This is a genomic window from Roseburia rectibacter, from assembly GCF_014287515.2.
GTDB lineage: Bacteria > Bacillota > Clostridia > Lachnospirales > Lachnospiraceae > Roseburia > Roseburia rectibacter.
This window is the reverse complement of the sequence record NZ_CP092473.1, coordinates 895,001-918,957: the sequence shown is the minus strand read 5'-3', so window position 1 is coordinate 918,957 and position 23,957 is coordinate 895,001. Positions and strand designations below refer to the sequence as shown.

The following is a 23,957-nucleotide window of genomic DNA, read 5'->3' as shown; positions in this document are numbered from 1 at the left end:
CATAAGGTCCGCTTACAACAGTACCATGTCCGCCTGTGAATGTCTGTGCAAATGTTACACGGTCAAGTAAGCCATTGCATGACGTACTTCTTTGAACTGGGTCGGTCCCTGGTTACATTTGAGAGAAATCATTCCATAACCTGCGCGGCCATAGCTTAAGTAATTGAAGTTACCCTCTTCTACCATGTCAAGACCCTGCTCGATCTGATCACCGTCCGCTACCTGGTATAAGATATCAACAGCACCGGTCTTTAACTGATCCATCATAGTATCCTGTGGTGTATATTTTACGATAACAGTTTCGATATTTGCTGTCTGTCCCTCGAAGTTACCTGGGAAATTCGGGTTCTTTGTCAGTGTGTATGCATAAGAGTTCTCATCATAAGATGTGAACATGTAAGGACCGGAGCAGATATTGTAGTCATATCTTGCAGCCTGTACTTTATCTCCGATGTACTCAGAAGTAAAGTTGTCAGAGAATTTCACACCATTCTCTGTATCCTCTAAAGTAACATCTTCCGGTAACCATAAGTCCATAGACTCCGGCTGGTTAGAGATCAAAGCCTGTCCATAGTAGTATGGCATATACTGTGCGTCGATGGTTACAGAGAAAGTCTTGTCATCGATCAGATGAAGTCCTTCGAATGTATCTGTCTCGCCGTTTGAATATGCGTCATAACCTTTTACATACTGAACAGTACTGTCTGTTAAGTTGCTGGCTTCGAGATCAGTGATCATCTCGTCACATCTTAACATGTATGTTAATAAGTAGTCGTCTGCATTTACATCAGAACCATCGCTGAACTTTAAGCCGTCTTTGATCTTAACTGTGTAAGTTCTGCTTCCGTCCTCGTTATCTGTTACTTCCAGATTATCAAGAACAGCCGGGTTCTCGATCCATTTACCTGTCTGGTCTCTGTCGATTGGAGCCATACCTGTAACTAATTTGAATGCGTCGTAATCAGAAGCACCGTTTGCCCAGAATGGAGTGATATCTCCACTTGTCTCAGAACTCTCGCCTAAGATTACCTGTTTGTTGCTGTAAGTACCGTTAAAAGTACTCTCTGTGCCGTCTGCAGCTGCCTCTGTACCCTCTACAGCAGCGTTGTCAGAAGAAGCGTTGTTTCCCGCATCAGCATTGCTGTTTCCTGAACCGCATCCTGCTACCATTCCGGTAGTCATGGCACCGATCAGAAAAAGAGAAATCAGTTTCTTTTTCATAATAGTTCCTCCTTATAGAAAATTGTTCTATATAAAAACGCCATGGCGTCTTTATAACATTATTGTTGTAGCACGTTATTGTGCTAAAATATTTTTGTATAAGCAAAAAAAAGTGCCAACAGACTCCTTTGCCCATTGCACTTTAAAAACATACAACTGTATGTTCCCGACGAACAATACTTTTTTTATTATACATGCAAGCCGTTTTTTGTCAATACTTTTTCTCATTTTCAGGCATGTATAAATATAACGCTTTTCCCAGTATTTTCCCTTCTTTTGCATTATCATTCAAGAGCCTTCCTAAATGTATGAATTTTCTTTCATTATTTTAATTATTGGGAATATTTACATTTCGCTAAAGATTTCATTTTTCTCTATTTCGTCTATATTATAATGTAATTTTGCTTCTTTCCATCTCATTTTACACCTGTTATAATTGAAACAGATTTTACAACATCACGAACTTCTATATATAAGGAGACACCACCATGATCACACCGGAAGATATCCTGAATCTCAACTTCTACAAAAAAGAAAAATTTACCGGCAGCTACAAAGGCATGCGTTATCTGATCCAAAAAGAACACGATGAAGAATCCGATACCGATGTTTTCCGTGCTATTTACTGGCCGGGACCTTATAATTTTGCCACCACAGACGATTCCTTAAAAACTTCTGCCACATTTCCTTTTACAGAAGATGGAAAAATAAAAGTTGTCGAGTGGCTTAATACCAGTTGGGAAAAAAGTAAAGACCATTTTCAGACTTTATTGCTTTAAAGGATTGACAGCACCCACATATAAACTTAAAATCTGATTAACGATATTACTTTAGTCCTAATTTACATATGAAAAATGAGTGCGATATATTTATATTCCGCATGTAAATTTTTATCGCAGGAATGGAGAATTTTATGGAGTATAACGAATCATATTTCAAAGCAAAATCAAACTCAAAGGCTCGCACGATCTGGCTGATCTTAATCGCCATCATGACTCTTTCGTATGGTTCAGAAACTTCCCAGGGACTTCACTCAGCCAGATATTATATTACCTTTCTTCTTATGGCATGGTTTCCATTTTTTATTGGTATTCTCGTATTAAAGATCAACGGAAAGGCTTCCTCTATATATAAGGAAGTTGTTGCTGTCGGTTACGGTGCATTTTACACTTATGTAATTCTCACCACCGATTCTGCAATCGCGTTTGGCTATATTCTGCCGCTTACAAGTATGCTGATTCTCTTTAAAGATCGTAAATATATGATCCGGTGCGGTATCGCCAACGAGATCATTGTAATTGTTCATCTTATTTTACATAATATATATGGCATAAACCCAAATATTTCCACAAATGATTATTACCTTCAGATCTCCACGATATTGCTCTGCTATATCTGCTACGTCGTTTCCATCGATCATCTAAACCAGTCCGACGGAGCACTTGTCAACTCTATTAAAGACAACCTAAACCGCGTGGTGACCACAGTAGGGCAGGTCAAAGGCGCTAGCAGTTCCATTGTAGACGGTGTTACCGTAGTCCGTGAACTTGCTGATGAAAACAAACAGGGGGCTGATTCCGTTGTAAAAAGCATGGAAGAACTGACCCAGAATAACGATATTCTCTATAACAAAACAATGTCCTCCATGGATAAGACTTCCGATATCAACACACAGGTCGAGAATGTAGCATCCCTGATCGCAGAAATGGTAAATCTGATCCAGGAATCCATCGAGCACGCAAATTTAAGTGCCGAAGAACTTGCCGACGTTGTGTCTACCACCAACACAATGGCAGATCTGTCCTCACAGGTCGAACAGGTTTTAGAGAATTTCAAACAGGATTTTGATATGGTAAAAGAAGAGACCGGAACGATCGAAGGCATTACTTTCCAGACAAATCTCCTCGCCTTAAACGCCTCCATAGAAGCCGCCCGGGCCGGTGCTGCCGGAAAAGGATTTGCCGTTGTAGCTGACCAGATTCAGGGACTCAGCGTAGAGACGAAAAATTCTTCCGGCCGCATCCGTGATGCGTTGACTCATTTAGATGAGACCTCTGGAAAGATGACACAGTCCATCACGCAGACGCTTGACCTGATCCAGACAACACGTGAAAAACTCACACTCGTAAAAGACAGTGTTGCCAGTATTACCAAAGATTCGACGACTCTCGGTGAAAATATCAAAGTAATCGACGGTGCCATGAAAGATGTGGAGTCTTCCAATCAGGATATGGTTGACAACATGAAACAGGTCTGCGACACCATGGATGTCATGACCAAGTGCATCAACCAGTCAGATGACGTTTCACGCACCATGTTGAGTAAATACGAGGAATCCGCCGTCAACGTAAATAAAATCGAAACGATTGTCGGAAAACTGATGGGTGAACTCGGTACCGGCGGTTTCATGGGAATCGGTGATGCCAAACCTGGCATGAAAGTCGTCCTGATCGCCAAAAATGGCAGTTCATCATTTACTGCTCACGGTGAGGTAACAGCATCCCTAGACGGTGGAATTACAGCACGTCTGCATGTTCCTTCCGGTCATTCGATTGAAATTAAAAATAAAAACTTTACTTACGAGCTGCAGATTTCCGTCACAAATGCACTGTATATCTGGGAAAATGCCGATATTTCCACAATGCACGGTCAGGCATCTGATATTTATAAGATTACTGTTGCAACCAACCCGAAGGTTATCAACCGTCGTAAATATCCGCGTATGCCGCTCTCCAACAAATGTACGATCACGGTAACACAGACCGGCAGACAATATAACGGTCAGATGATCAATATCAGTGCAGGCGGCTTTGCTTTCAGCGTCCGCGATAATTTCTTTGCCAGTGCGATCGGTTCCGACATTACCTTATCGATCCCGGATCTTCCTGTAGCAAGTGCCCGCGAGTTAGAAGGACATATCATCCGCAGCACGGATAATGAAAGCGTCTTTATCGTTGGCTGCCGTATGCCGGAGGATAATACAGCGATCGAGCAGTATGTACGCAGTAATTATCAGGGAGAATAATTATATAACCTGCATTCTCTTTGCTATCAGCATAACCACGCAAACACGCTGCAAAATACATTATAAAACAGCGGATAACAACTTCTTTTCTTGTTGTTATCCGCTGTTTTTCATATGATCTGACCGCTATTTGTTAATCATCGTGCAGACATGTTTACTCATTTATTTGATTTGCCTGCATTCACTTATTCTATACAATAAAATGCTCTACATTCTTCTGCAGTCTGTCCGCTGCTGCATGCGCTGCCTCTGCTTTTTCTTTGATCTCAGCTGCCTTCTCAACCACAACACCTGTTTTTTCAGCGATATCATTGGTACCGGTTGCACCCTCCGTTGCTGCCTTACTTACTTCACCGATCGCATCCATAACTCCGTTGATCGATGCTAAAAGCTGCTCTGAAGATGCCGAAAAATCAGTTACCAGTCCATCAATACTACCTGCATCATTACTGTAAGAATCTGCCATGTCAGAGAATCCTGCAAAACTGTCCACCACATCTGTTCCGACAAACTCAAGTAACTTTTTCGCTCCATCTGCCAGATTCGTTACAGATTCAACCACATTCTTTGTTACATCCTGGATATGTACGACTGCTGCCTTTGACTGCTCTGCAAGTACCCGGATCTCATCTGCAACAACTGCAAAGCCTTTTCCTGCCTCTCCCGCACGTGCGGCCTCAATGGATGCATTGAGTGCTAACAGGTTTGTCTGTCCGGTAATCTCCATAATTGATTCCGCAAGAACGCCAATCTGATCGACAACTTTGATATCTTCAAGTGCTTTTGTCAGTCCCTCATTGATTTCCGCATGGATTGCCTTGGTACGTTTATCATTTTCGGTTGTGGTCTTTTTAATACTGACAGCACGGTCTCGGATATCATCTGCCTCCATAGCCCCGTCCTGTGAACGTGTTGCAATGCTCTTTGCAGCGCTCTCGATTTCATGGGACATCGCATTGATCTCTTCGGAGGAAGCAGCTGTCTCCTGCATACCTGCTGCAAGTTCTTCCGTAGTAGCGGAAACATTCTCAATCTCCTCATCCAATGCCTGGATGTTGGTATCAATCTCCTGTACCATTCCGGTGATCTCTGTCGCCTGGCTCTTAACCTCGCCGATCAGTCCGTTCATCTCTGTCCTCATAGACTCAATGGAACCTGCCAGCTTTCCAAAATCATCACGGCGTTTTAACAGTGCAGTTCCAAGTGCCTGTGAAAAATCACCCTGTTCCATGACTCCGATGGAACTGATACACTTCTTCAGTGGTTTAATAATGCTTAAAATGATCAATATAAGAAGAAATACTACTACCGCTCCTTCTATTATTGTTGAAATGATAAACGTGGTACGTTTGTTTGTTACATATGAAGTAAAATCTTTTTCAATGGATGCAACCTTATCATCGATATAGTCTGTGTAATTACCGGTTCCAATCACCCATTCAAACGGTTCAAATGCTTTACTGTAGGAACGTTTCGGAGAAGGTTCAGTCTCGCCTTCTTTCGGGAATACATAATCTGTATATCCTCCATCTGCCTCCTGTCCGACACGGATGATCTCTTTAACCATCTGATATCCATTGGCATCTTTCGTCTCCATACGGTTGGTGCCTTCTGTATCATTTCCTAAAAGCACCACATTAGTTCCGTCATACTGGTCAACCCAGAAATATCCGCCATCTCCATAACGAAGCTGTCTGATCTCATCTGCCGCTAACTTCTTAGCTTCTTCCTCGGTATACACACCAGCCTGATACTGATCATAAATCGTCTGACAAAGTGAGACCACATTATCTACCTGCTGTTTAATCTGTTCATCATAAGACTCCCGCTCATCTGCTTCCATCGTCTCTAATGCTTTGCTCTGGAGCTGCTTCATGCTCTCCGATGAAATAACGGCACACAATACCAGTGCCACTATCGTCGCTAACATTACGATTGCCAGCTTTGTCTGTACTTTTACATTGTTCATAAATCTTTCCTCCCGCTTCCCTGCTGTAATATCGGAGTTCACAAATATGATGTATATAGATTTTTCTATACAGATTTTTGAAAATTCCTTTCTATTATTTTACCATATTGCACAATTTATCTCAATATTTTTTAAATTTATTATAAATTTTGTAATTTCTTTTACATTTTCCATATTATTGACTTGTTTCAGAACAAAACAATAGCCGGAAAGCCTTGATTTTACTGCAAAATCTTAGCTTTCCGGCTATTTTTTATTCATGCGGGTGACAGGACTTGAACCTGCACGTCGGGGACACTAGAACCTAAATCTAGCGCGTCTGCCAATTCCGCCACACCCGCAAACCACTTTGCCATTATATATTAGCACTCGCAAAATTGCAAGCATTTTTTCCTCACATTTCTCCCTCTAAATCAGAAACGGCTACTGTTCACACATACTGTGCGAGTAGCGATTACAGCCATTTTAAATACATCTTCGATACAAAGACAATGGCAGCTCCAGTCCATGTGCCTCTAACAACTCCCTGTCGCTTAAAATCTCCTTTGTTGCCCCATCACACACAATTCTGCCCTCCGACAGTAAAATCGTTCTGTCACAGGTATCCCATACAAAATCCAGATCATGTGAGGCCACGATTTTCAGATAGGAAAACTCATTCAATACCCGGATCAGATTTCTGCGGTTTTTCGGATCAAGTGCCGCCGACGGTTCATCCATCAGTATAATATCCGGTTTCATGGAAAGGATGGTTGCGATTGCCGCTAACTTTTTCTCTCCTCCTGACAGTTTATGGATCGGTTTATTCGCAAGATGTTCAATGTGTACCTCGGCAAGTGCCATTTTTGTCCTGTATGCAACCTCATCTTCTGACAGACCATAATTCTGTGGTGCAAATGCCACATCCTCATATACATTCGGCATAAAAAGCTGATTTTCAGAATCCTGAAACACATATCCAGCCATTTTTCTAATCTGAGCTAATGTCTCTTTTTGTAACGGTACATTCCCGATACTGATGCTGCCTGAATCCGGAGAATACAAACCGACAAGTAATTTTAAAAGTGTTGACTTTCCTGCCCCGTTTGCACCGACAACGCCAATCGACGCCTGCCCATCCGCTGCAAATGATATATCTTTCAAAATAGGATTTTCTTTTTCATAGGAAAAATTCAGATGCGTTACCTCTATATTAATCTGTCCCATATTTTCCTCTCTCTTTCATCTGTCACAAAACAGTTTCTCTTTACCATCTAAAACAAAGTTCCCACCAGTTGTCCAACCGCAAAACATCGCAATATAGTAAACACCGCGATCCATAAAACAAGATACACTGCGTCTTTCATACAAAACCGTATCTCTTTTTTCAGTCCAAATATTCCCTGAAACCCGCGCAGACACATACTTTCATAAATCAACTCTGCCCTGTCCATGCTTCGGATCAGCATCTGTCCCATCAGAGATCCCCACACCTTAAAATGAATGCCTTTCTGTCCCGGTGCCCTAAGTTCATATGCCTGCACCACCCGCTGTGTTTCTGCCAGCAATACAGAAATATACCGGTAAATCAGCCATACCTGCATCACAATGACTTTTGGCAGACGACATATCTCAAGTGCGAAGCAGATTTTTTCGATCGTTGTTGTCGCAATCAGAAGATACGATGCCAGAACCGCAAAAACTCCTTTTATCATCAAGGTCAGCATTGAAATCACTCCACCACTAATTTCAATCTGTCCCACATTCATTACGATCTGCCTGTCAAAAAAAGGATTAAATATACCTGCCACACAGACAAGCGGCAGCACAACACGCATCCGCCATAACGCATCCTTTACAGAAATTTCATTCATAATAAAAAGAATAACCGGATAAACTGCCATCACAAGCAGTCCACTCAGGTTATACTTAGAAAAAGAAACAACTGTCCCTATATACAAAATTGTCACACATAATTTTACAAGAGGGTGAACCTGGTTCACCCACCTGTCTTCATTTGCCAGTTCCTCGATACTTTTAATCTCAGAAACTGCCCTTTGAATTTTACTCATGCTTTTGATTCTTTCCAAAAAATTTAAATAGATAACAGCCTCCGATACATACAACTACAACCACTGCTGCACCAGCTACACCGGAAAACGATGTTCCTGCCATGCCCTCATTGTTTTTAAATGCATAATCCGGAAGCAGCGCTGTATGCTCCTGAATCTCTGCTGCCGTCTTATATGCTGTTCCTTTTGCATCTAACTCTGTGGTTCCTGCAACCTTTTCCATAGACCATTCCAGTCCGTCCGGATATGCTGAAGCAAACAGAGAAAGTCCGCCACCGATCAAAACAGTTAAAACTGCGAGAATCGTCACTGTCTTTTTCAAAGAAAAACGTGATGTCTGTTTCTGTGTACTTTCATCTGTACCCCAGAGCAGCTCCGGTCTTGCCTCATATACAAAGCAAAGCACTGCTGCCGTGATCAATCCCTCGACCAGACCGATTGCAAGATGGATCGGCTGCATCACTGCCACAAATGTCCCAAACGGAAGCTCCGTAATACCGGAAACAAGTGTCTCTAATGTAACAGAAAATGCTCCCATCTGCAATGTCAGTACACACCCCAGCACAGATGCTGCAATAATCTTCTTTTTGGATGCTCCCCGACGCATCATTGGCTTCCAGATCAGCAATGCTCCTATAAAACATCCATAGAATGCCATATTCCATATATTACAGCCAAGCGCTAAAAGTCCGCCATCCGCAAACAACAGACACTGTATCAAAAGAACCCCTATCATGGTAAGAAATCCTGCGTAAGGTCCAAGTAATGCAGAAAGCAGCATTCCTCCGCACAAATGTCCGGAAGATCCTGTTCCCGGAATTGTAAAATTGATCATCTGGGTTGCAAAAACAAAAGCTCCCATAACTCCCATAACTGGAACTTTCTTAGGCTCATCTAACGCCCTTACCTGTCTTACTGAATATCCGCCCGCTGCTGCTGAGCAAAGATACATTGTTGTCGCAACCGCCGGCGCAACAAGCGCATCTGCCATATGCATATTAAAATACCGCCTTTCATTTATCTTTGAACATATTAGCAAAAATCTGGTCATACCACAAGCCTTTTGTCACAGATCTTTCTACTTTTTCCGCTTTTGACACATACACTAATCCTTTCCATTACTTCCATAATACTCCTATTGCGAAAATGTTACATAATTGTTACAATTCTTTATGTAATCGGCCGATACAAAAAGATTGCAAGATGACCGCAATCAATAAAATAAGAATAAGGAGGACGAAACTATGTGTTTTAATTTCAATAGCTGTTCCGAGTTATTTAATGCTATCTGCAAATATTTTAACCTCGGTTGTTAATTAATTTACCCCGGTCTCTGACCGGGGTATTTTTCTTTTATCTATCTGAATATCAATTCCTATACAGTAGAAATCTACTTGTTTGCTACATACACCTGTCTTAAAGCAGTTCTTTCAGCCACATAGCATTTTCATCTTTTTTCGAAATGATATATTTACCCTCTGGTCATTCGCTGCCCTTCCATATAAGATTCGGATCATCGTACCGCACAGCACATGCTGCCTCCCCGCAAAAATCCTGATCCACGCACCACTGCATCAGTGTATTATCTTCCAAGGTCAGATACCCGCGAAAATCTTCAAATGCGGGTGGAGTAAATATTTGTGGTTTATCTGATGAAAACTGATTCATTTATTACTACCTTTCTGAAATGACTTTAGAATAATGTTTTGGCGCTCTGATCTTGCGGACACGATGCGGACATAAAACTATCAACTTTTGATTACTTTTTGTCACTTCAAAAATTGTAAAAAAATGGCGGAAAGCCTTGATTTTACTGGTTTTCCGCTATTTCCAATCTAATGAGACATCGGGGATTCGAACCCCGGACAACTTGATTAAAAGTCAAGTGCTCTACCAACTGAGCTAATATCCCATATATTTTATTATAAGCTGGGCTAGCAGGATTCGAACCTGCGAATGCTGGAATCAAAATCCAGTGCCTTACCGCTTGGCGATAGCCCAACAAGAAATATAAGACCAACATCTTAAAGACATTGTCATATTTCAGACCTGTTGCACTAGTCGCAACAAAGGTGGATACAGGGATTCGAACCCTGGGCCTCCAGAGCCACAATCTGGCGCGCTAACCAACTGCGCTATACCCACCATACGGCTATAAAGCCTGACACCTTATTAAAATAAGGAAATGTGCTCGAAGGGATTCGAACCCCCGACCCACGGCTTAGAAGGCCGTTGCTCTATCCAGCTGAGCTACGAACACATTTATCACATCTGCCCTGCAACTGATTGCCCGCTTCACAAGCAAACATGTTGCCATATATTATGCTTTCCATAATAATTTGCAAATGGAAAGCGGGTGATGGGAATCGAACCCACGTATCCAGCTTGGAAGGCTGGTGTTCTACCATTGAACTACACCCGCACACAATCGGGGTGACAGGATTCGAACCTGCGACCTCCTGGTCCCAAACCAGGCGCTCTAGCCAAGCTGAGCCACACCCCGATATGAACTTTTAATATTGAAAAGCAAGTTTCTTAAGTGCTTGTCTTTTCCGTCTCATCCGTGACGCAAGAGTTATTATATAGGACTCAAACATAAATGTCAACACTTTTTTTTATATTTTTTCAAAAAAATTTATTTTTCTTATAAATACTCTATTTCATAGTGCGCCACACCTTTTTTATCTATGTCCATCAGAATATACGAAGGGCGCTTTCCCTCCTGTCGCGGATAGGAAATACTACCGGGATTCATGACAACAATCCCGTCACCATATTCGATCAGCGGAATATGGGTATGTCCGAACATTGCAACATCCGCTCCACGCGCTAAAGCCTCGCGCTTTAAATCCTCAATCCCGGAACCGACATAGTAATAATGCCCATGTGTCATAAACACACGGTAATTTCCTACCATGATCTCCTTTTCACGCGGCAAAGAAGAGAAAAAATCATTATTCCCCGCAACGATTTCAAGCGGACAGCCGCAGAGTTCCCCTATATAATCCTCATATCCTTCTGCATCTCCAAGATGGATCACAAGATCCACCGGGGAAACTCTCTCTAAAACAACTTTTAAATTTTCATGTTTTTTATGTGTATCGCTAATAACCAGTACTCTCATAAGGCTACCTGCCCCATCCTATGTATTTCCAATCCCCATTCTTTATACATCAGATTCCATACTGATTCAGTTTTTCCTTCATGGCACGCAATGCCTTACCCCTGTGACTGATCTGATTTTTCTGTTCTTCCGTAAGTTCTGCCGTAGAACACCCGAACTCGTCCACGTAAAAAATCGGATCATATCCAAACCCATTACTTCCTGCCGGCTTTTCTCCGATATATCCTTCAATCGTTTCTCTCGTAACAAGCACATCTCCATTTGGCATTGCAGCCGCAATAGCGCAGACAAACCGTGCTGTACGTTTTTCCTTCGGCACACCCTTTAATCTGTCTAAAATAGCCTGATTTTTGATCGTATAAGACGTATTTTCCCCCATATAGCGGGCAGAATACACTCCCGGTTCCTTGTTCAGATAATCCACTTCAAGTCCGGAATCATCTGCAAGAACGATATCTTTGGTAAACTGTGCAACTGTCTGTGCCTTGATTTTGGCATTTTCCTCAAACGTTGTTCCGTCCTCTACAATATCTGCCTTAATTCCGGCTTCTTTCATTGAAAGGATCTCTGCATCCATATCCCCTAAAATTTCTCTGATTTCTTTCATTTTACCGGCATTTCCGGTTGCAAAAATAATTCTGTTCATATCACTTCTCCATTTCACACTAATCTCTATTCCTGCGCTGCCCTCAAGCGCATCTCAAGTTTGTGCGTAATCACAAATCTTGCATGTGAAAAATGCATTTTTCACACTAATAGCCTTCTTCAAATGCACGCAGTATTGCATGATAAATGCCAAGTGCTGCTTCCTTCTGATAATCCTCCGAACGCAGCAGATCAAGCTCCTCCTGATTCGTCATAAAACCAACTTCAATCAGCGCAACCGGAACTTCACTTGTCCTTATGATATAGATACTGTCTCCCTCAACAAGCCCCCGGTTTCTGCTATTAAGCTGTCCTGTCACTTCCTCTAAACAGATCTGCGCAAAACGTTTGCTTCCAAGTTCACTCGCATCAGATTCATTATACATGACTGCCGTACCATGTGCAGAGGACATTCTTCCACTGTTTGTGGAGTTGTTATGTACACTGATAAAAAGATCGGCATCCGACTTATTTGCAAGCTGCACCCTCTGATCAAAAGTAGGGTTGCTGTCATCTGTTCTGGTGTAATAAACACCAATATTGTGATCATCTTCATCAAGTATCTTTTTTAACTGGAGCACGATATCAAGGTCAATTTCTTTTTCATTGACTCCCTGCTTGTTTGCTCCCGGTGCACGTCCTCCGTGTCCCGCATCGATTACGACTACTTTATCATACACTTCCTGTGGTGTCAAAAAGTCAAAATAATAATATGCATTGTCATATTCTGTTTTTAATTCGTACACACGATCCATTACGATCTCTATCACACCATCCTCTCCCTTACTGGAATAGGAGAGTGTCGCAATGTGATTACTGCTTCCTGTGATCGGTCCATTTTCAAAATAAGAGCGGTCTGTCCCCGGAATACTGATCCTTATCGTCTGTGTCACATAATCATTTGTAAATTGGATATCAGATCCTGTTACATCTTCCGGCAATTTCAACTGCAACTGTCCGCCATGAACCTGTTCTGATGTATCTGCAGCAACAATTTCAAGATCTTTCATCTCTGTCTGGTTTTCCGCATATTCCTGCTCTGCTAAGCGTTCTTCCCTCGTTTCCACAGCCCATGTATGGATCTGGGGAAAAAAAGGAAGTCCAATGCAGACTGCTGCCGTAAGTACCACAACAACTGCTGCCGCAAATTTTAATACTTTATCTTCCATGTAATAACTGCTTTCTATCGATTATCGCTGAATGCCTTGATACAAAGATTCGATTTTTCTACGGTATCAACACTCACCCATTTCGAACCATTTACACTGATATAACTCTCTCCATCATCTAAGTCTACATTTTCAGTCGCCTCATCCGCAGCATACTCAATTGCCATCGGATGTACAGATCCAGGGGTAATAATATGCAAAACAACTGCATAACGCTCCCCCGCATCCACTTCAATCCCCTGATTAAAGTCAACGGTATAATAACCTGCATTTCCCAGCTTACCGGATGCAACCGGGATCATCTTCTCCAAAGACGATTCATCCGCAAACTGACGCACAACATATAATTCATACTGCGAATCTTTTCCAGTTGCATAAAAAGATGCTGCCTTTAAGGTTTCATTTCCCTCTGCAGTAAAAACATTTGCCCCATAGATACTGTCTTTATTGTAACCAAGCTGACCAACCCAGCCGCACAGATCACTCTGATAAATATGATCATAATTATCTGTATTTTCTATATCCGTATAAACAACATTATGTGTTCCAATGTTTGTATCATAATAAGAGATATAAAAAAACCCGTTTTCTCCAAAATTATCGCCCCAGCTGTTCTGACAGATAAAAGCTCCATCACCTTCAAGATCTGTATTAAAATTATCCTTTGAGTAAGAATCATCCCATCCGACGATCACAACATCATGGTTTGGCTTTTCCGTACCAATATAGCAGTAGGCATTCGTACTTTTATTATAATATGGAGAGGAAGACTGTGAGCTTCGCAGTGCATTATAAATGGATGTCTGCACTCCACCATACTTAAATACAGCTTCTTTTATTTTTTCGTAATCCTTGCTCTCGATGATCTGCATTTCCTGCACATGCTTTACTGCCGTAAGATTCTCATCCGTCTGGTCATCTCCATAAGGATCATCCTTTTCATAAACAGGTCCCTTCCATGCTGCAAGATATGCCATTCCCATGGTATATTCGCCACCATCATTCTGAGTCATATTAAATCCATTACACAGTGTCATATGATCCACTGAATACTGTGCGCTCTCCTCCGGCAGCAGCGATGATTCAAGTGCTCCTAATGCTGCAAATGACCAACAGGTTCCATAACTTCCCTGATTACGCACTTCCGCTGTCCGTTTTCTGTCCCTTAGATCATAACTGGTCGGCACGATCGATGCATCCGAATTATCTACAGCCTGTGCCTCATTTTCCTGCATATCCCAGCTATATGTATAATCCATATATTGTGACAGATCATTGAGACTGACATAATACTCGTTCTCTATCATGGTAAACGGAGATGTGATCTTTTCAATATCACCATTCACAGTAGCAGTTCCCTGATCCAGTGAAAAGGAAATATCACTGGAATGTTTTTCCACAACCAGCCTGTCCCCATCATAAATGTGTGCACTGCAGTTTAACGCATCCCGCAGAATGGAAACAGGCATCATAATGTCTAAATTATCATCCATATAAAATTTATATTTTTCATTGGTATACTGTTTATTGTCAATGATCACAGACAGCAGATTATCATTCACACTTGACGCGATCAGCGGATTCCAGGTTTCTGCTTCTAAACTTGCTCCCCGGAAACTGCCGATCTGCTCATATTCTCCACCGGGTATATTATATTTTATCAAAAAAGCAATCGCCACGATTCCACCAAAGGCAATAAATCTTTTCGAATAATGCATGAATCAGAATCTCCTTAATGAAAATTATCACGTTTTGGCGGTTTTGGTCCCATAAACTGATAAAAGTACGTCTTTAACATTCCGTTATAAATCTTACGGTTTTTATCCGCCTTCCGCCCTATGTAACGCTCTGTGTCCTCATAACTGGTGATCAGATACATCGACCATGCATCCAATCTCCGGTATGCCTCCCCGATCTGACTGTATAATTCCGGCAGATCCGCTTTATCTTCTAGGCGCTCTCCATATGGCGGATTTGTCACGATAAAACCATATTTCTTCGGATGGTGCAATTCTGCCACAGGTCTCTGCTGGAAATGGATCAGATGGTCAACTCCTGCACGGACAGCATTCTGTCTCGCCGCTTTTACCACATCACCGTCAATGTCATATCCCTGGATATCCACGGTAATATCATCATTGACCATATCCTGTGCTTCTTTCACACACTCATACCAGACTTTACGGTCTATGATATTTGTCCATTGCTCTGCTGTAAATTCACGATTCATTCCAGGTGCGATATTTGCAGCGATCATTGCCGCCTCTATCGGGAATGTTCCACTTCCGCAAAACGGATCTACAAGGATACGATCCGGTTTCCATGGCGTCAGCATCAGTAAGGACGCCGCAAGTGTCTCCGTCAGCGGTGCTTTGCTGGTCAAAGTACGATATCCCCTTTTATGCAGGGAATCCCCCGATGTATCAAGTGTTACCATGACTTCATCCTTTAACAGAAAAATACGCACCGGATACGGTGCTCCATCCTCAGCAAACCACTCTTTATGATATTGCTGCTTTAACCGCTCTACCATTGCTTTTTTCGCGATCGACTGAATATCAGACGGACTGAACAGTTTACTTTTGATAGAAGATGCCTTTTTTACCCAGAACTTACCATTTTCAGGAATATATTTTTCCCACCGAAGTGACTTGATTCCCTGAAATAATTCTTCAAATGTTTCCGCATGAAAACGCCCTACCTGAATTAAAACACGTTCTGCCGTGCGCAGGAAAATATTCGCCCGGCAGATTGCCTCCTCATCTCCGGTAAATGTGATTCTTCCGTCTTCTACTCTGTCTATCTCATAACCAAGATCATAAATCTCTCTTTTCAATACCGCCTCTAACCCGAAATGGCACGGTACCACAAGTTCATATGTTTTCATGAATTCTCCTTACTGTTTCTTTTACCTTAGTATTATATTATCCGTTCTAAAATACCCTGTCAATGTTAATCATAACCATTATATTGTCTGATCGCCCGCATTCCTCCAACAACTGTATACACCTCGTAACCGCATTTTGCAAGCTGCCTTGCTGCCAAAAGGCTCGTACTACCATATTCGCAATAAACGACTAATGTTCTGGTTCTGTTAAAACGTCTCATCCATCCATTCATTTCCTCATATGGACAGCAATATGCACCCTTATAATGTTCTTCCCGGTAAACTTCTCTCTCCCTCACATCAAGCACCAGAGCATGCTTACCTAAAATGATCTGTTCCATCTCGCGTGGATGTATCGTAAAAAATGCCATAATACCTCCGAAATAAAAACAGATTACAAAGCGCTGCCCTGTAATCTGTTCTTCTGCAAATGTTTTCCTTACATTATATGCAGTTTTCGGTATCTGTGTTCTTATTTAGATACGTTAGAACCTGTGCTATTCTGACCGGATTTATTCTGTCCGTTACTGTTTGTTGATCTGTTCTGTTCGTTGCTGTTTGTTGCCTTGTTGGAAGACTTATTTTTTGAGCTGTTCTGCCCATAGCTATTTTCATAGCTGTCCTCGTAACTGTTTCTGCAATTAGATCCACTGTTTGTTTTGTCTGCGTTCTTTGCCATTTCTTCCTCCATTCCGGTGCCCTTTTGCACCTGCTTCCTGCAATTTGGATGGCATGTACTTTTAACTGCATACAATTTCTGTCATACACAATTTCAGTTACATGCACTTTGGTTTGCATAAATATTATTAGAAGAAATGCTTTCAATTATACATACAGTTACATCATATAATATTCTAAATTATCTTTCAGTTCATCTGTGATCTTACCGCCCGCCTTCTGATATTTATCATAGACGCCATTGATGCGCTGAATTTTTTTCGTCATTAAAATATCATATCTCTGCCATGCATTCTGATACATTGGATTAGACTTTAACTCTTCTCTGATCTCCTTCGCAAATGGACAATATGTCACAAGGATCTCTCTTGAAACTTTATTTAAACGAAAACTTCCTTTTGACTCATATTTGATCCAGTTCTGATAATCTTTTACAAACACCTCACGGTAATTATTTTTTCCACGAAGCAGTGCACTTTTTATCTTTTCTTTTGCCTCAATCGAAAGATCATGATTCTTCTTGTAAAACTGAATATAATCACAATACTCTGCTGTCAGGGATTTATCACGGATATCATTCCAGTGAACACCCTGAATTTTGCGGCAGATCTCCCAGCGGTAACGTCCTGTCGTTTCAACCATCATATCATCAAGATCAACAGCTGTAAAAATAGGGAACATATATCTTGCCGGTGTATCACGTCTTACACCCGCAGTCTCCTGCCACATCATCGCTCTTGTTCCTGCATTCGGCATCAGAATAATATTCGGAAGTACTTCTTTCATGATCTCTTCACGATTGATTCCCTTATCCGGATCTGAAAATACAACACCTCTGTAAAATACAGAAAAATCGACCTTTCGCACTTTATTCATGGCATCCTCGATCTTCTGTGCTGTAACAAGCATCTTATCAACAGAATTGATCAGGTCATTCTCTCCTAAAATCGGACAAAATGTCGATACCCTGCCATAAGTAACGCGGTTTCCGGAAGTAAACATATTCTGTATCTCAAATTTTACCTTCATCTCACGGTTATTTGCATACTCCCGCATCTGTTTTTCGTTTACTTTTCCGGTTTTTTTCAGTTCAGCCAGATAGCCCGTATAATCCAGATCAAATTCATTCTTTGACGGCTCATTCTGACCATTATAAATCGTTTTTAACCACTCAAATATCGTAAAAATATGATCCGAGTTACAAACTTCTAAATGCTCTGTCAGATCATAAAGGATATTGGCATTGTCCTCACCCACCATCTGTACATCCATAAAGCCGAAATTTAAAAACATCTCTATGATCGGTGTCGGTTCATCATCATCTTTCATCACATTCATAAATACTTTATAATACGCATCATAAAATACCTGTGAAAGCTGTTTTCTAAGCTGGAATACTTCCGCATCTGTGGAAAGCATATCCGGAAGATCCCTGTACTTCTGGATCAGTTTTCGCATATCTTCGATGCGCTCCGGTGTATATCCGGCATAAGTTAAGATATGTTCTAAGCAGTCTTCTGACTCTTCTTCCTCATCCCATTCCTCATCAGAAATATTATCATCTTCTCCCGGTGTGGCAAACTCATCAATTGCATACTGCGTAAAATCATGATTTTTATACTCATTCAGACGATAGGATACCAGTTTATCATCATAAATATTTAATTTACGGATAACTTCCGCAATTTTATCCATACGTTCTTTTAATGGGGTCACATCATAATGATTCATTTCTGCCTGTATTACAAGCTCAAAATAAAGATGGAATAAATCGTTTTCGGATTCTGATAATAAAATATCCTGATTGTATTTCAGATAATCAACCATCTCGATAATGCCCTGCATAACACGCCTTGTCTGATAAGAGGCTTCCATAATAGCCCCGATACAAAGGCTGTCATCTTTTTGCATGAGCTTTATGTATTCATCAAGATATCCTTTTTTTGTAAGACTGGTACTGTTATTAACTTCCCAGTTCTCTGCCATATGTACCATATCAAGCGGTTTAAAGTTGTCCATCCTCGGAAAACCCTGTCCGTCAATACGCATCTGACTGCAAAGCATGGTATAATCATTATATTCAGTTTCCACAAATGTATGAAACTGTCTTACCAGATTCTTAAATCCGGCATACATCTCAAGCAGCATCTGCCGCTGTTTTAAAGCAGCACGAAGGAGTGTTCCACGCATGCTCTCCTGACCGTTTAATGCATTGATCAGATCATCTGCTGTATTATATGGAAAAACTGCAAGTACAGAATCTTCTCTTGCGATATAGTCACACAAATATCTGTCTTTCTCCGAAACACCGATCACACTTTCTTTGTTCAGAACAATCCTCGCGTAGGAATTTCTCTGTACGACCGATCCTTCTAAAATTAAATACCATGCTTTTACTTTTTCCTTTTGTTTCGCAATTACCTGATTTTTCTGTACCTTAATTGTCTCCATATACCCTGTCTCCTGTCTGCATTTCATGCTGCAACACTTTTTAATCTTTATTCCTGTCTGCTTCTTATACTGTATTTTTCTTATACTGTATTTTTCTTATACTGTATTTTTCTTTAAAAATTTATTTACTATTTACTATTTTTAATTTTAACAATTCATCCAACAGACATTTCGCTGCTTCATCTTTACTCATAAGCGCAAGCTCTTTTTCCCACTTTTCTGTGATCAGCGTCAGCACATTTGTGTCACCGGCAAATCCGGCCCCCTGCTGTTTTAAATTATTTGCAGCAATCATATCAAGATTCTTCTTTTCGCGTTTTGCCCTGGAGTTTTCCAACATATGCTCTGTCTCCATAGAAAATCCACATAAAACCGTTTTACCTTTATTCTTCCCAAGCTCTGCAAGAATATCTGTTGTTTTTTCCAGTGCGAGTGATAACTCACCTTCTGATTTTTTGATCTTCTCATCTGCAGTATGCGCTGGCGTATAATCAGCCACTGCCGCTGCCTTTACAATAATATCCTGTTCTTTCGCGCGTTCCATGACTGCCTGATACATATCCTTTGCAGATATCACAGGAACTGTTTGCACAAACATTGGCGGCTCTAATGCAGTCTTGCCGGTCACAAGTGTCACTTCTGCACCACGAAGCATAGCATTCTTTGCTATGGCATATCCCATCTTTCCAGTAGAATGGTTTGATATAAAGCGAACCGGATCGATTGCTTCCTGTGTCGGGCCTGCAGTTACCAGTACTTTCAATCCCTGCATATCTTTCTCAAATGCAAGTTCTCTTAAAACATACTCAACCAATGTTTCTTCTGATGGAAGTTTTCCATCACCAGTATCGCCATTTGCAAGCATACCGCATACCGGATCTATAATCTCGTATCCATGCCGCTTCAGTTTTTCCAGATTTTCCTGCACAATTGAATTATGATACATATTATGATTCATTGCCGGTGCAACCAACACTTTGCAGGTACATGCCATCACTGTCGTAGTCAGCATATCATCCGCAATCCCATTTGCGATCTTTCCTATCACATTTGCAGTAGCAGGTGCAATAAGCACCAGATCTGCCTGCTTTGCCAACGCAACATGTTCCACTGAAAATTCAAAATTACGGTCAAAGGTATCGATCAGACATTTATTGCCGGTCAGTGTCTCAAATGTCGTTGCAGTAATAAAGTTAGTCGCGTTCTGTGTCATCAGGACATGCACATTACAGTGCATTTTCTTTAACATCCGTGCTACATTTGGCATCTTATATGCCGCGATCCCGCCGGTTACGCCAAGAAGTACTGTCTTTCCCTGAAGCATTCTATTTTCCTCCTGCTCTCGTTCTTTTACGATACGATGCTTTTTTTAAATATTTTATACTGTTTTTATGTATTTCGCAACACCTGATTCGTTCTCTTTTTCTTAATTGATTGCCCTTCGCTCCATCGTTAGAGCGCATCCATGGTACTTAAACCTAAAAATGGAGACATGATAAATCATGTCTCCATACATACGTGCGCGAGAAGATTCGAACTCCCGACACCTTGGTCCGTAGCCAAGTGCTCTATCCAGCTGAGCTACGCACACATATTTAATTCATTGTATCTGAAACCAGATACAATGCCGGCGACCGGAATCGAACCGGTACTGTATTTCTACAACAGGATTTTAAGTCCTGCGCGTCTGCCAGTTCCGCCACGCCGGCATAATGAGATAAACTCATTGAATGGGACCTATAGGGCTCGAACCTATGACCCTCTGCTTGTAAGGCAGATGCTCTCCCAGCTGAGCTAAGATCCCACGCGATTACTTGTAGTGAGTGTTAAAATAAAAGATTCTGAGTTGTGACATGCTTGCATGGCTAAGACTCAGAATCTTTTATTTTATCCGAGCGTTAGCGCGGGATGGCAGTTCGTAGAACTGGCATACACACTCACATTTTCCTCACTGCAAAACGACCCAAGCGGGACTCGAACCCGCGACCTCCGCCGTGACAGGGCGGCGCTCTAACCAACTGAGCCATTAGGCCTTATCAAATGACTCCGACGGGAATCGAACCCGTGTTACCGCCGTGAAAGGGCGATGTCTTAACCGCTTGACCACGGAGCCTTATCTTTATTCTTTCATTAAAAAAACTCCCCGAGTAGGACTCGAACCTACGACAGCGCGGTTAACAGCCGCGTGCTCTACCAACTGAGCTATCGAGGAATAATCTAAAGGTATTTTCTTAGTACCTTCAAAACTTCATACAGAACACCATCAATAACATAATCTGTGAAGTTGCGAAGCAACTTCCAATGCGAACATCGTTCGCTATTATTTGGTCAAGCCCTCGATCGATTAGTAACAGTCAGCTCCACACGTTACCGTGCTTCCACCTCTGCCCTATCTACCTTGTACTCTTCAAGGGATCTTACTTCCTTATGGAAGGGATATCTCATCTTGAGGGGGGCTTCACGCTTAGATGCCTTCAGCGTTTATCCCTTCCGGACTTGGCTACTCTGCCATGCCGTTGGTCGACAGCAGATACACCAGTGGTCCGTCCATCCCGGTCCTCTCGTACTAAGGACAGCTCCTCTCAAATATCCTCCGCCCGCGCCGGATAGGGACCGAACTGTCTCACGACGTTCTGAACCCAGCTCGCGTACCGCTTTAATGGGCGAACAGCCCAACCCTTGGGACCTGCTACAGCCCCAGGATGCGATGAGCCGACATCGAGGTGCCAAACCACTCCGTCGATGTGAACTCTTGGGAGTGATAAGCCTGTTATCCCCAGGGTAGCTTTTATCCGTTGAGCGATGGCAATCCCACTTTATGCCACCGGATCACTAAGTCCTACTTTCGTACCTGCTCCACCCGTCGGTGTCGCAGTCAAGCTCCCTTCTGCCTTTGCACTCTTCAAATGGTTTCCGACCATTCTGAGGGAACCTTTGAGCGCCTCCGATACCCTTTCGGAGGCGACCGCCCCAGTCAAACTCCCCGCCTGGCATTGTCCCACCGCTGGATCACAGCGGCTGGTTAGAAACCCAATACTGCAGGGGTGGTATCCCAACAGCGACTCCCTTGAAACTGGCGTCCCAAGTTCTCAGTCTCCCACCTATCCTGTACGTGCAGTACCGAATCCCAGTACCAAACTGGAGTAAAGCTCCATGGGGTCTTTCCGTCCTGGCGCGGGTAACCAGCATCTTCACTGGTACTTCAATTTCACCGGATGCATTGTCGAGACAGTGCTCAAATCATTACGCCTTTCGTGCGGGTCGGAACTTACCCGACAAGGAATTTCGCTACCTTAGGACCGTTATAGTTACGGCCGCCGTTTACTGGGGCTTAAATTCAAAGCTTCATCTTGCGACTAACCTCTCCTCTTAACCTTCCAGCACCGGGCAGGCGTCAGCCCATATACTTCACCTTACGGTTTCGCATAGACCTGTGTTTTTGCTAAACAGTTGCTTGAGCCTATTCTCTGCGGCCCACCCTGAAGTGGGCACCCCTTCTCCCGAAGTTACGGGGTCATTTTGCCGAGTTCCTTAACAATGCTTCTTCCGTCGGCCTTAGGATTCTCTCCTCATCCACCTGTGTCGGTTTACGGTACGGGCACATATAAAACAATAGCGGCTTTTCTCGGCACATGGCTCACACACTTCGCTACTTTTATTTCGCTACACATCACGTCTTTGGCTTATCAGGCGGATTTGCCAGCCTGACACCTCTTCCGCTTGTACCGGTATTTCCATTCCCGGCTTATGCTTTCCACATGCGTCCCCACAGTTCTGTTTATATGTGGTACAGGAATCTAAACCTGTTGTCCATCGGATACGTCTTTCGACCTCTCCTTAGGCCCCGACTTACCCAGAGCAGATCAGCTTTACTCTGGAAACCTTAGATATTCGGCCGGAAGGATTCCCACCTTCCTCTCGCTACTCATTCCGGCATTCTCTCTTCTTATCCCTCCACTGCTCCTTCCGGTACAGCTTCGTCGGTCTTAAGAATGCTCCTCTACCAATCACTATGTGATTCCTAAGCTTCGGTGTCGTGTTTCAGCCCCGGACATTTTCGGCGCAGGACCTCTCGACCAGTGAGCTGTTACGCACTCTTTGAATGTATGGCTGCTTCTGAGCCAACATCCTGGTTGTCTTTGAAATCCCACATCCTTTTCCACTTAACACGCACTTTGGGACCTTAGCTGTAGGTCTGGGCTCTTTCCCTTTTGACCACCCAACTTATCTCGTGCAGTCTGACTCCCATTCATCATCTACATGGCATTCGGAGTTTGATATTCTTTGGTAAGCTTTGACGCCCCCGCGGAAATTCAGTGCTCTACCTCCATAAGACTAAAATGAGGCTAACCCTAAAGCTATTTCGAGGAGAACCAGCTATCTCCGGGTTCGATTGGAATTTCTCCCCTACCCACACCTCATCGCCACCCTTTTCAACGGATGTGCGTTCGGTCCTCCATTGCCTTTTACGGCAACTTCAACCTGGACATGGGTAGATCACCCGGTTTCGGGTCTACGCGTGCTGACTGAACGCCCTGTTCAGACTCGATTTCTCTTCGGCTCCACACCTTAAGTGCTTAACCTTGCCGGCACGCGTAACTCGCCGGACCGTTCTACAAAAAGTACGCGGTTCATCATATAAAGATGTTCCACAGCTTGTAAACACAGGGTTTCAGGTTCTCTTTCACTCCCCTCCCGGGGTCCTTTTCACCTTTCCTTCACAGTACTATGCGCTAT

At 42.6% G+C, this 23,957-nt stretch carries 17 protein-coding genes, 13 tRNA genes and 1 rRNA gene (1 of these 31 cut by a window edge); 2 read left to right on the top strand and 29 right to left on the bottom strand.

Annotation, left to right across the window (positions count from 1 at the left end):
• Window positions 1-54 precede the first annotated feature (54 nt).
• Window positions 55-1,221, bottom strand: coding sequence for an ABC transporter substrate-binding protein (locus H8S51_RS04395; protein ID WP_241070892.1), 1,167 nt, complete (start codon window positions 1,219-1,221; stop codon window positions 55-57).
• A gap of 488 nt (window positions 1,222-1,709) precedes the next feature.
• On the opposite strand from H8S51_RS04395, the gene H8S51_RS04390 reads away from it, so the two are divergent.
• Together H8S51_RS04390 and H8S51_RS04385 are read left to right on the top strand one after the other, a co-directional pair.
• Window positions 1,710-2,000 (top strand): GNAT family acetyltransferase, encoded by a 291-nt coding sequence (locus tag H8S51_RS04390; RefSeq protein ID WP_117921026.1) that lies wholly within the window; start codon window positions 1,710-1,712, stop codon window positions 1,998-2,000.
• A gap of 134 nt (window positions 2,001-2,134) precedes the next feature.
• Window positions 2,135-4,246 carry a methyl-accepting chemotaxis protein gene (locus tag H8S51_RS04385; protein WP_186900106.1) on the top strand — a complete coding sequence of 704 codons (2,112 nt, stop codon included), beginning with the start codon at window positions 2,135-2,137 and terminating at the stop codon, window positions 4,244-4,246.
• A gap of 190 nt (window positions 4,247-4,436) precedes the next feature.
• Here H8S51_RS04385 and H8S51_RS04380 read toward each other — a convergent pair whose 3' ends face one another.
• From H8S51_RS04380 to H8S51_RS04245, 28 genes are all read right to left on the bottom strand, one after another.
• Window positions 4,437-6,215: a methyl-accepting chemotaxis protein gene (locus tag H8S51_RS04380; RefSeq protein ID WP_207724056.1), complete on the bottom strand. Its 1,779-nt coding sequence runs from the start codon at window positions 6,213-6,215 to the stop codon at window positions 4,437-4,439.
• Between the two features lie 260 nt (window positions 6,216-6,475).
• Window positions 6,476-6,556, bottom strand: a tRNA-Leu gene (locus H8S51_RS04375).
• Window positions 6,557-6,680: 124 nt separating this feature from the next.
• Entirely contained in the window at window positions 6,681-7,421 is a 741-nt protein-coding gene (locus H8S51_RS04370) for an energy-coupling factor ABC transporter ATP-binding protein (RefSeq protein WP_117921029.1), read from the bottom strand.
• Window positions 7,422-7,468: 47 nt separating this feature from the next.
• On the bottom strand, window positions 7,469-8,266 hold the full coding sequence (gene cbiQ / locus H8S51_RS04365; RefSeq protein WP_117921030.1) for a cobalt ECF transporter T component CbiQ: 798 nt from the start codon (window positions 8,264-8,266) through the stop codon (window positions 7,469-7,471).
• The gene (locus H8S51_RS04360) at window positions 8,259-9,263 is read right to left on the bottom strand and encodes an energy-coupling factor ABC transporter permease (protein WP_186900105.1); all 1,005 of its coding nucleotides are present in this window, start codon (window positions 9,261-9,263) and stop codon (window positions 8,259-8,261) included. Before H8S51_RS04360 ends, cbiQ begins: the two co-directional genes overlap by 8 nt.
• Window positions 9,264-9,748: 485 nt before the next feature.
• Window positions 9,749-9,934 carry a hypothetical protein gene (locus H8S51_RS04355; protein WP_241070891.1) on the bottom strand — a complete coding sequence of 62 codons (186 nt, stop codon included), beginning with the start codon at window positions 9,932-9,934 and terminating at the stop codon, window positions 9,749-9,751.
• Between the two features lie 171 nt (window positions 9,935-10,105).
• Window positions 10,106-10,178: transfer RNA gene (locus tag H8S51_RS04350), tRNA-Lys, on the bottom strand.
• 17 nt (window positions 10,179-10,195) lie between these two features.
• Window positions 10,196-10,267 (bottom strand) — tRNA-Gln (locus tag H8S51_RS04345).
• A 70-nt stretch (window positions 10,268-10,337) separates the two neighbouring features.
• Window positions 10,338-10,411: transfer RNA gene (locus tag H8S51_RS04340), tRNA-His, on the bottom strand.
• Window positions 10,412-10,452: 41 nt separating this feature from the next.
• A tRNA-Arg gene (locus H8S51_RS04335) sits at window positions 10,453-10,526 on the bottom strand.
• A 91-nt stretch (window positions 10,527-10,617) separates the two neighbouring features.
• Window positions 10,618-10,688 (bottom strand) — tRNA-Gly (locus tag H8S51_RS04330).
• Between the two features lie 6 nt (window positions 10,689-10,694).
• Window positions 10,695-10,769, bottom strand: a tRNA-Pro gene (locus H8S51_RS04325).
• Window positions 10,770-10,910: 141 nt separating this feature from the next.
• Complete coding sequence (locus tag H8S51_RS04320; protein ID WP_022111716.1) at window positions 10,911-11,390, bottom strand: metallophosphoesterase family protein; 480 nt, start codon at window positions 11,388-11,390, stop codon at window positions 10,911-10,913.
• Between the two features lie 49 nt (window positions 11,391-11,439).
• Window positions 11,440-12,036, bottom strand: coding sequence for an XTP/dITP diphosphatase (locus tag H8S51_RS04315; RefSeq protein ID WP_117921032.1), 597 nt, complete (start codon window positions 12,034-12,036; stop codon window positions 11,440-11,442).
• A gap of 106 nt (window positions 12,037-12,142) precedes the next feature.
• Window positions 12,143-13,204 (bottom strand): N-acetylmuramoyl-L-alanine amidase family protein, encoded by a 1,062-nt coding sequence (locus tag H8S51_RS04310; RefSeq protein WP_117921033.1) that lies wholly within the window; start codon window positions 13,202-13,204, stop codon window positions 12,143-12,145.
• Window positions 13,205-13,218: 14 nt separating this feature from the next.
• Window positions 13,219-14,922, bottom strand: a complete 1,704-nt coding sequence (locus H8S51_RS04305) for a lectin like domain-containing protein (protein WP_117921034.1) — start codon at window positions 14,920-14,922, stop codon at window positions 13,219-13,221.
• A 14-nt stretch (window positions 14,923-14,936) separates the two neighbouring features.
• The gene (locus H8S51_RS04300; protein WP_117921035.1) at window positions 14,937-16,091 is read right to left on the bottom strand and encodes a THUMP domain-containing class I SAM-dependent RNA methyltransferase; all 1,155 of its coding nucleotides are present in this window, start codon (window positions 16,089-16,091) and stop codon (window positions 14,937-14,939) included.
• Between the two features lie 65 nt (window positions 16,092-16,156).
• The gene (locus tag H8S51_RS04295; RefSeq protein ID WP_117921036.1) at window positions 16,157-16,462 is read right to left on the bottom strand and encodes a rhodanese-like domain-containing protein; all 306 of its coding nucleotides are present in this window, start codon (window positions 16,460-16,462) and stop codon (window positions 16,157-16,159) included.
• A 101-nt stretch (window positions 16,463-16,563) separates the two neighbouring features.
• The gene (locus H8S51_RS04290; RefSeq protein WP_118210181.1) at window positions 16,564-16,770 is read right to left on the bottom strand and encodes a hypothetical protein; all 207 of its coding nucleotides are present in this window, start codon (window positions 16,768-16,770) and stop codon (window positions 16,564-16,566) included.
• A gap of 158 nt (window positions 16,771-16,928) precedes the next feature.
• Window positions 16,929-19,220 carry a cyclic nucleotide-binding domain-containing protein gene (locus H8S51_RS04285; RefSeq protein WP_117921038.1) on the bottom strand — a complete coding sequence of 764 codons (2,292 nt, stop codon included), beginning with the start codon at window positions 19,218-19,220 and terminating at the stop codon, window positions 16,929-16,931.
• A gap of 121 nt (window positions 19,221-19,341) precedes the next feature.
• Complete coding sequence (gene coaBC / locus H8S51_RS04280) at window positions 19,342-20,544, bottom strand: bifunctional phosphopantothenoylcysteine decarboxylase/phosphopantothenate--cysteine ligase CoaBC (protein ID WP_117921039.1); 1,203 nt, start codon at window positions 20,542-20,544, stop codon at window positions 19,342-19,344.
• A 193-nt stretch (window positions 20,545-20,737) separates the two neighbouring features.
• A tRNA-Arg gene (locus tag H8S51_RS04275) sits at window positions 20,738-20,811 on the bottom strand.
• Window positions 20,812-20,845: 34 nt separating this feature from the next.
• Window positions 20,846-20,929 (bottom strand) — tRNA-Leu (locus tag H8S51_RS04270).
• 22 nt (window positions 20,930-20,951) lie between these two features.
• Window positions 20,952-21,024, bottom strand: a tRNA-Val gene (locus tag H8S51_RS04265).
• A 155-nt stretch (window positions 21,025-21,179) separates the two neighbouring features.
• Window positions 21,180-21,253, bottom strand: a tRNA-Asp gene (locus H8S51_RS04260).
• An 8-nt stretch (window positions 21,254-21,261) separates the two neighbouring features.
• A tRNA-Glu gene (locus H8S51_RS04255) sits at window positions 21,262-21,333 on the bottom strand.
• Between the two features lie 26 nt (window positions 21,334-21,359).
• Window positions 21,360-21,432: transfer RNA gene (locus H8S51_RS04250), tRNA-Asn, on the bottom strand.
• 112 nt (window positions 21,433-21,544) lie between these two features.
• Window positions 21,545-23,957: ribosomal RNA gene (locus H8S51_RS04245) — 23S ribosomal RNA — on the bottom strand; it runs 480 nt beyond the window's last position.

What these genes read in the sequence shown, in the direction of transcription:
- H8S51_RS04395 (WP_241070892.1), bottom strand. Translation starts at nt 1,221, where the DNA reads ATGAAAAAGAAACTGATTTCTCTTTTTCTGATCGGTGCCATGACTACC.
- H8S51_RS04390 (WP_117921026.1), top strand. Translation starts at nt 1,710, where the DNA reads ATGATCACACCGGAAGATATCCTGAATCTCAACTTCTACAAAAAAGAA.
- H8S51_RS04385 (WP_186900106.1), top strand. Translation starts at nt 2,135, where the DNA reads ATGGAGTATAACGAATCATATTTCAAAGCAAAATCAAACTCAAAGGCT.
- H8S51_RS04380 (WP_207724056.1), bottom strand. Translation starts at nt 6,215, where the DNA reads ATGAACAATGTAAAAGTACAGACAAAGCTGGCAATCGTAATGTTAGCG.
- H8S51_RS04370 (WP_117921029.1), bottom strand. Translation starts at nt 7,421, where the DNA reads ATGGGACAGATTAATATAGAGGTAACGCATCTGAATTTTTCCTATGAA.
- cbiQ (WP_117921030.1), bottom strand. Translation starts at nt 8,266, where the DNA reads ATGAGTAAAATTCAAAGGGCAGTTTCTGAGATTAAAAGTATCGAGGAA.
- H8S51_RS04360 (WP_186900105.1), bottom strand. Translation starts at nt 9,263, where the DNA reads ATGCATATGGCAGATGCGCTTGTTGCGCCGGCGGTTGCGACAACAATG.
- H8S51_RS04355 (WP_241070891.1), bottom strand. Translation starts at nt 9,934, where the DNA reads ATGAATCAGTTTTCATCAGATAAACCACAAATATTTACTCCACCCGCA.
- H8S51_RS04320 (WP_022111716.1), bottom strand. Translation starts at nt 11,390, where the DNA reads ATGAGAGTACTGGTTATTAGCGATACACATAAAAAACATGAAAATTTA.
- H8S51_RS04315 (WP_117921032.1), bottom strand. Translation starts at nt 12,036, where the DNA reads ATGAACAGAATTATTTTTGCAACCGGAAATGCCGGTAAAATGAAAGAA.
- H8S51_RS04310 (WP_117921033.1), bottom strand. Translation starts at nt 13,204, where the DNA reads ATGGAAGATAAAGTATTAAAATTTGCGGCAGCAGTTGTTGTGGTACTT.
- H8S51_RS04305 (WP_117921034.1), bottom strand. Translation starts at nt 14,922, where the DNA reads ATGCATTATTCGAAAAGATTTATTGCCTTTGGTGGAATCGTGGCGATT.
- H8S51_RS04300 (WP_117921035.1), bottom strand. Translation starts at nt 16,091, where the DNA reads ATGAAAACATATGAACTTGTGGTACCGTGCCATTTCGGGTTAGAGGCG.
- H8S51_RS04295 (WP_117921036.1), bottom strand. Translation starts at nt 16,462, where the DNA reads ATGGCATTTTTTACGATACATCCACGCGAGATGGAACAGATCATTTTA.
- H8S51_RS04290 (WP_118210181.1), bottom strand. Translation starts at nt 16,770, where the DNA reads ATGGCAAAGAACGCAGACAAAACAAACAGTGGATCTAATTGCAGAAAC.
- H8S51_RS04285 (WP_117921038.1), bottom strand. Translation starts at nt 19,220, where the DNA reads ATGGAGACAATTAAGGTACAGAAAAATCAGGTAATTGCGAAACAAAAG.
- coaBC (WP_117921039.1), bottom strand. Translation starts at nt 20,544, where the DNA reads ATGCTTCAGGGAAAGACAGTACTTCTTGGCGTAACCGGCGGGATCGCG.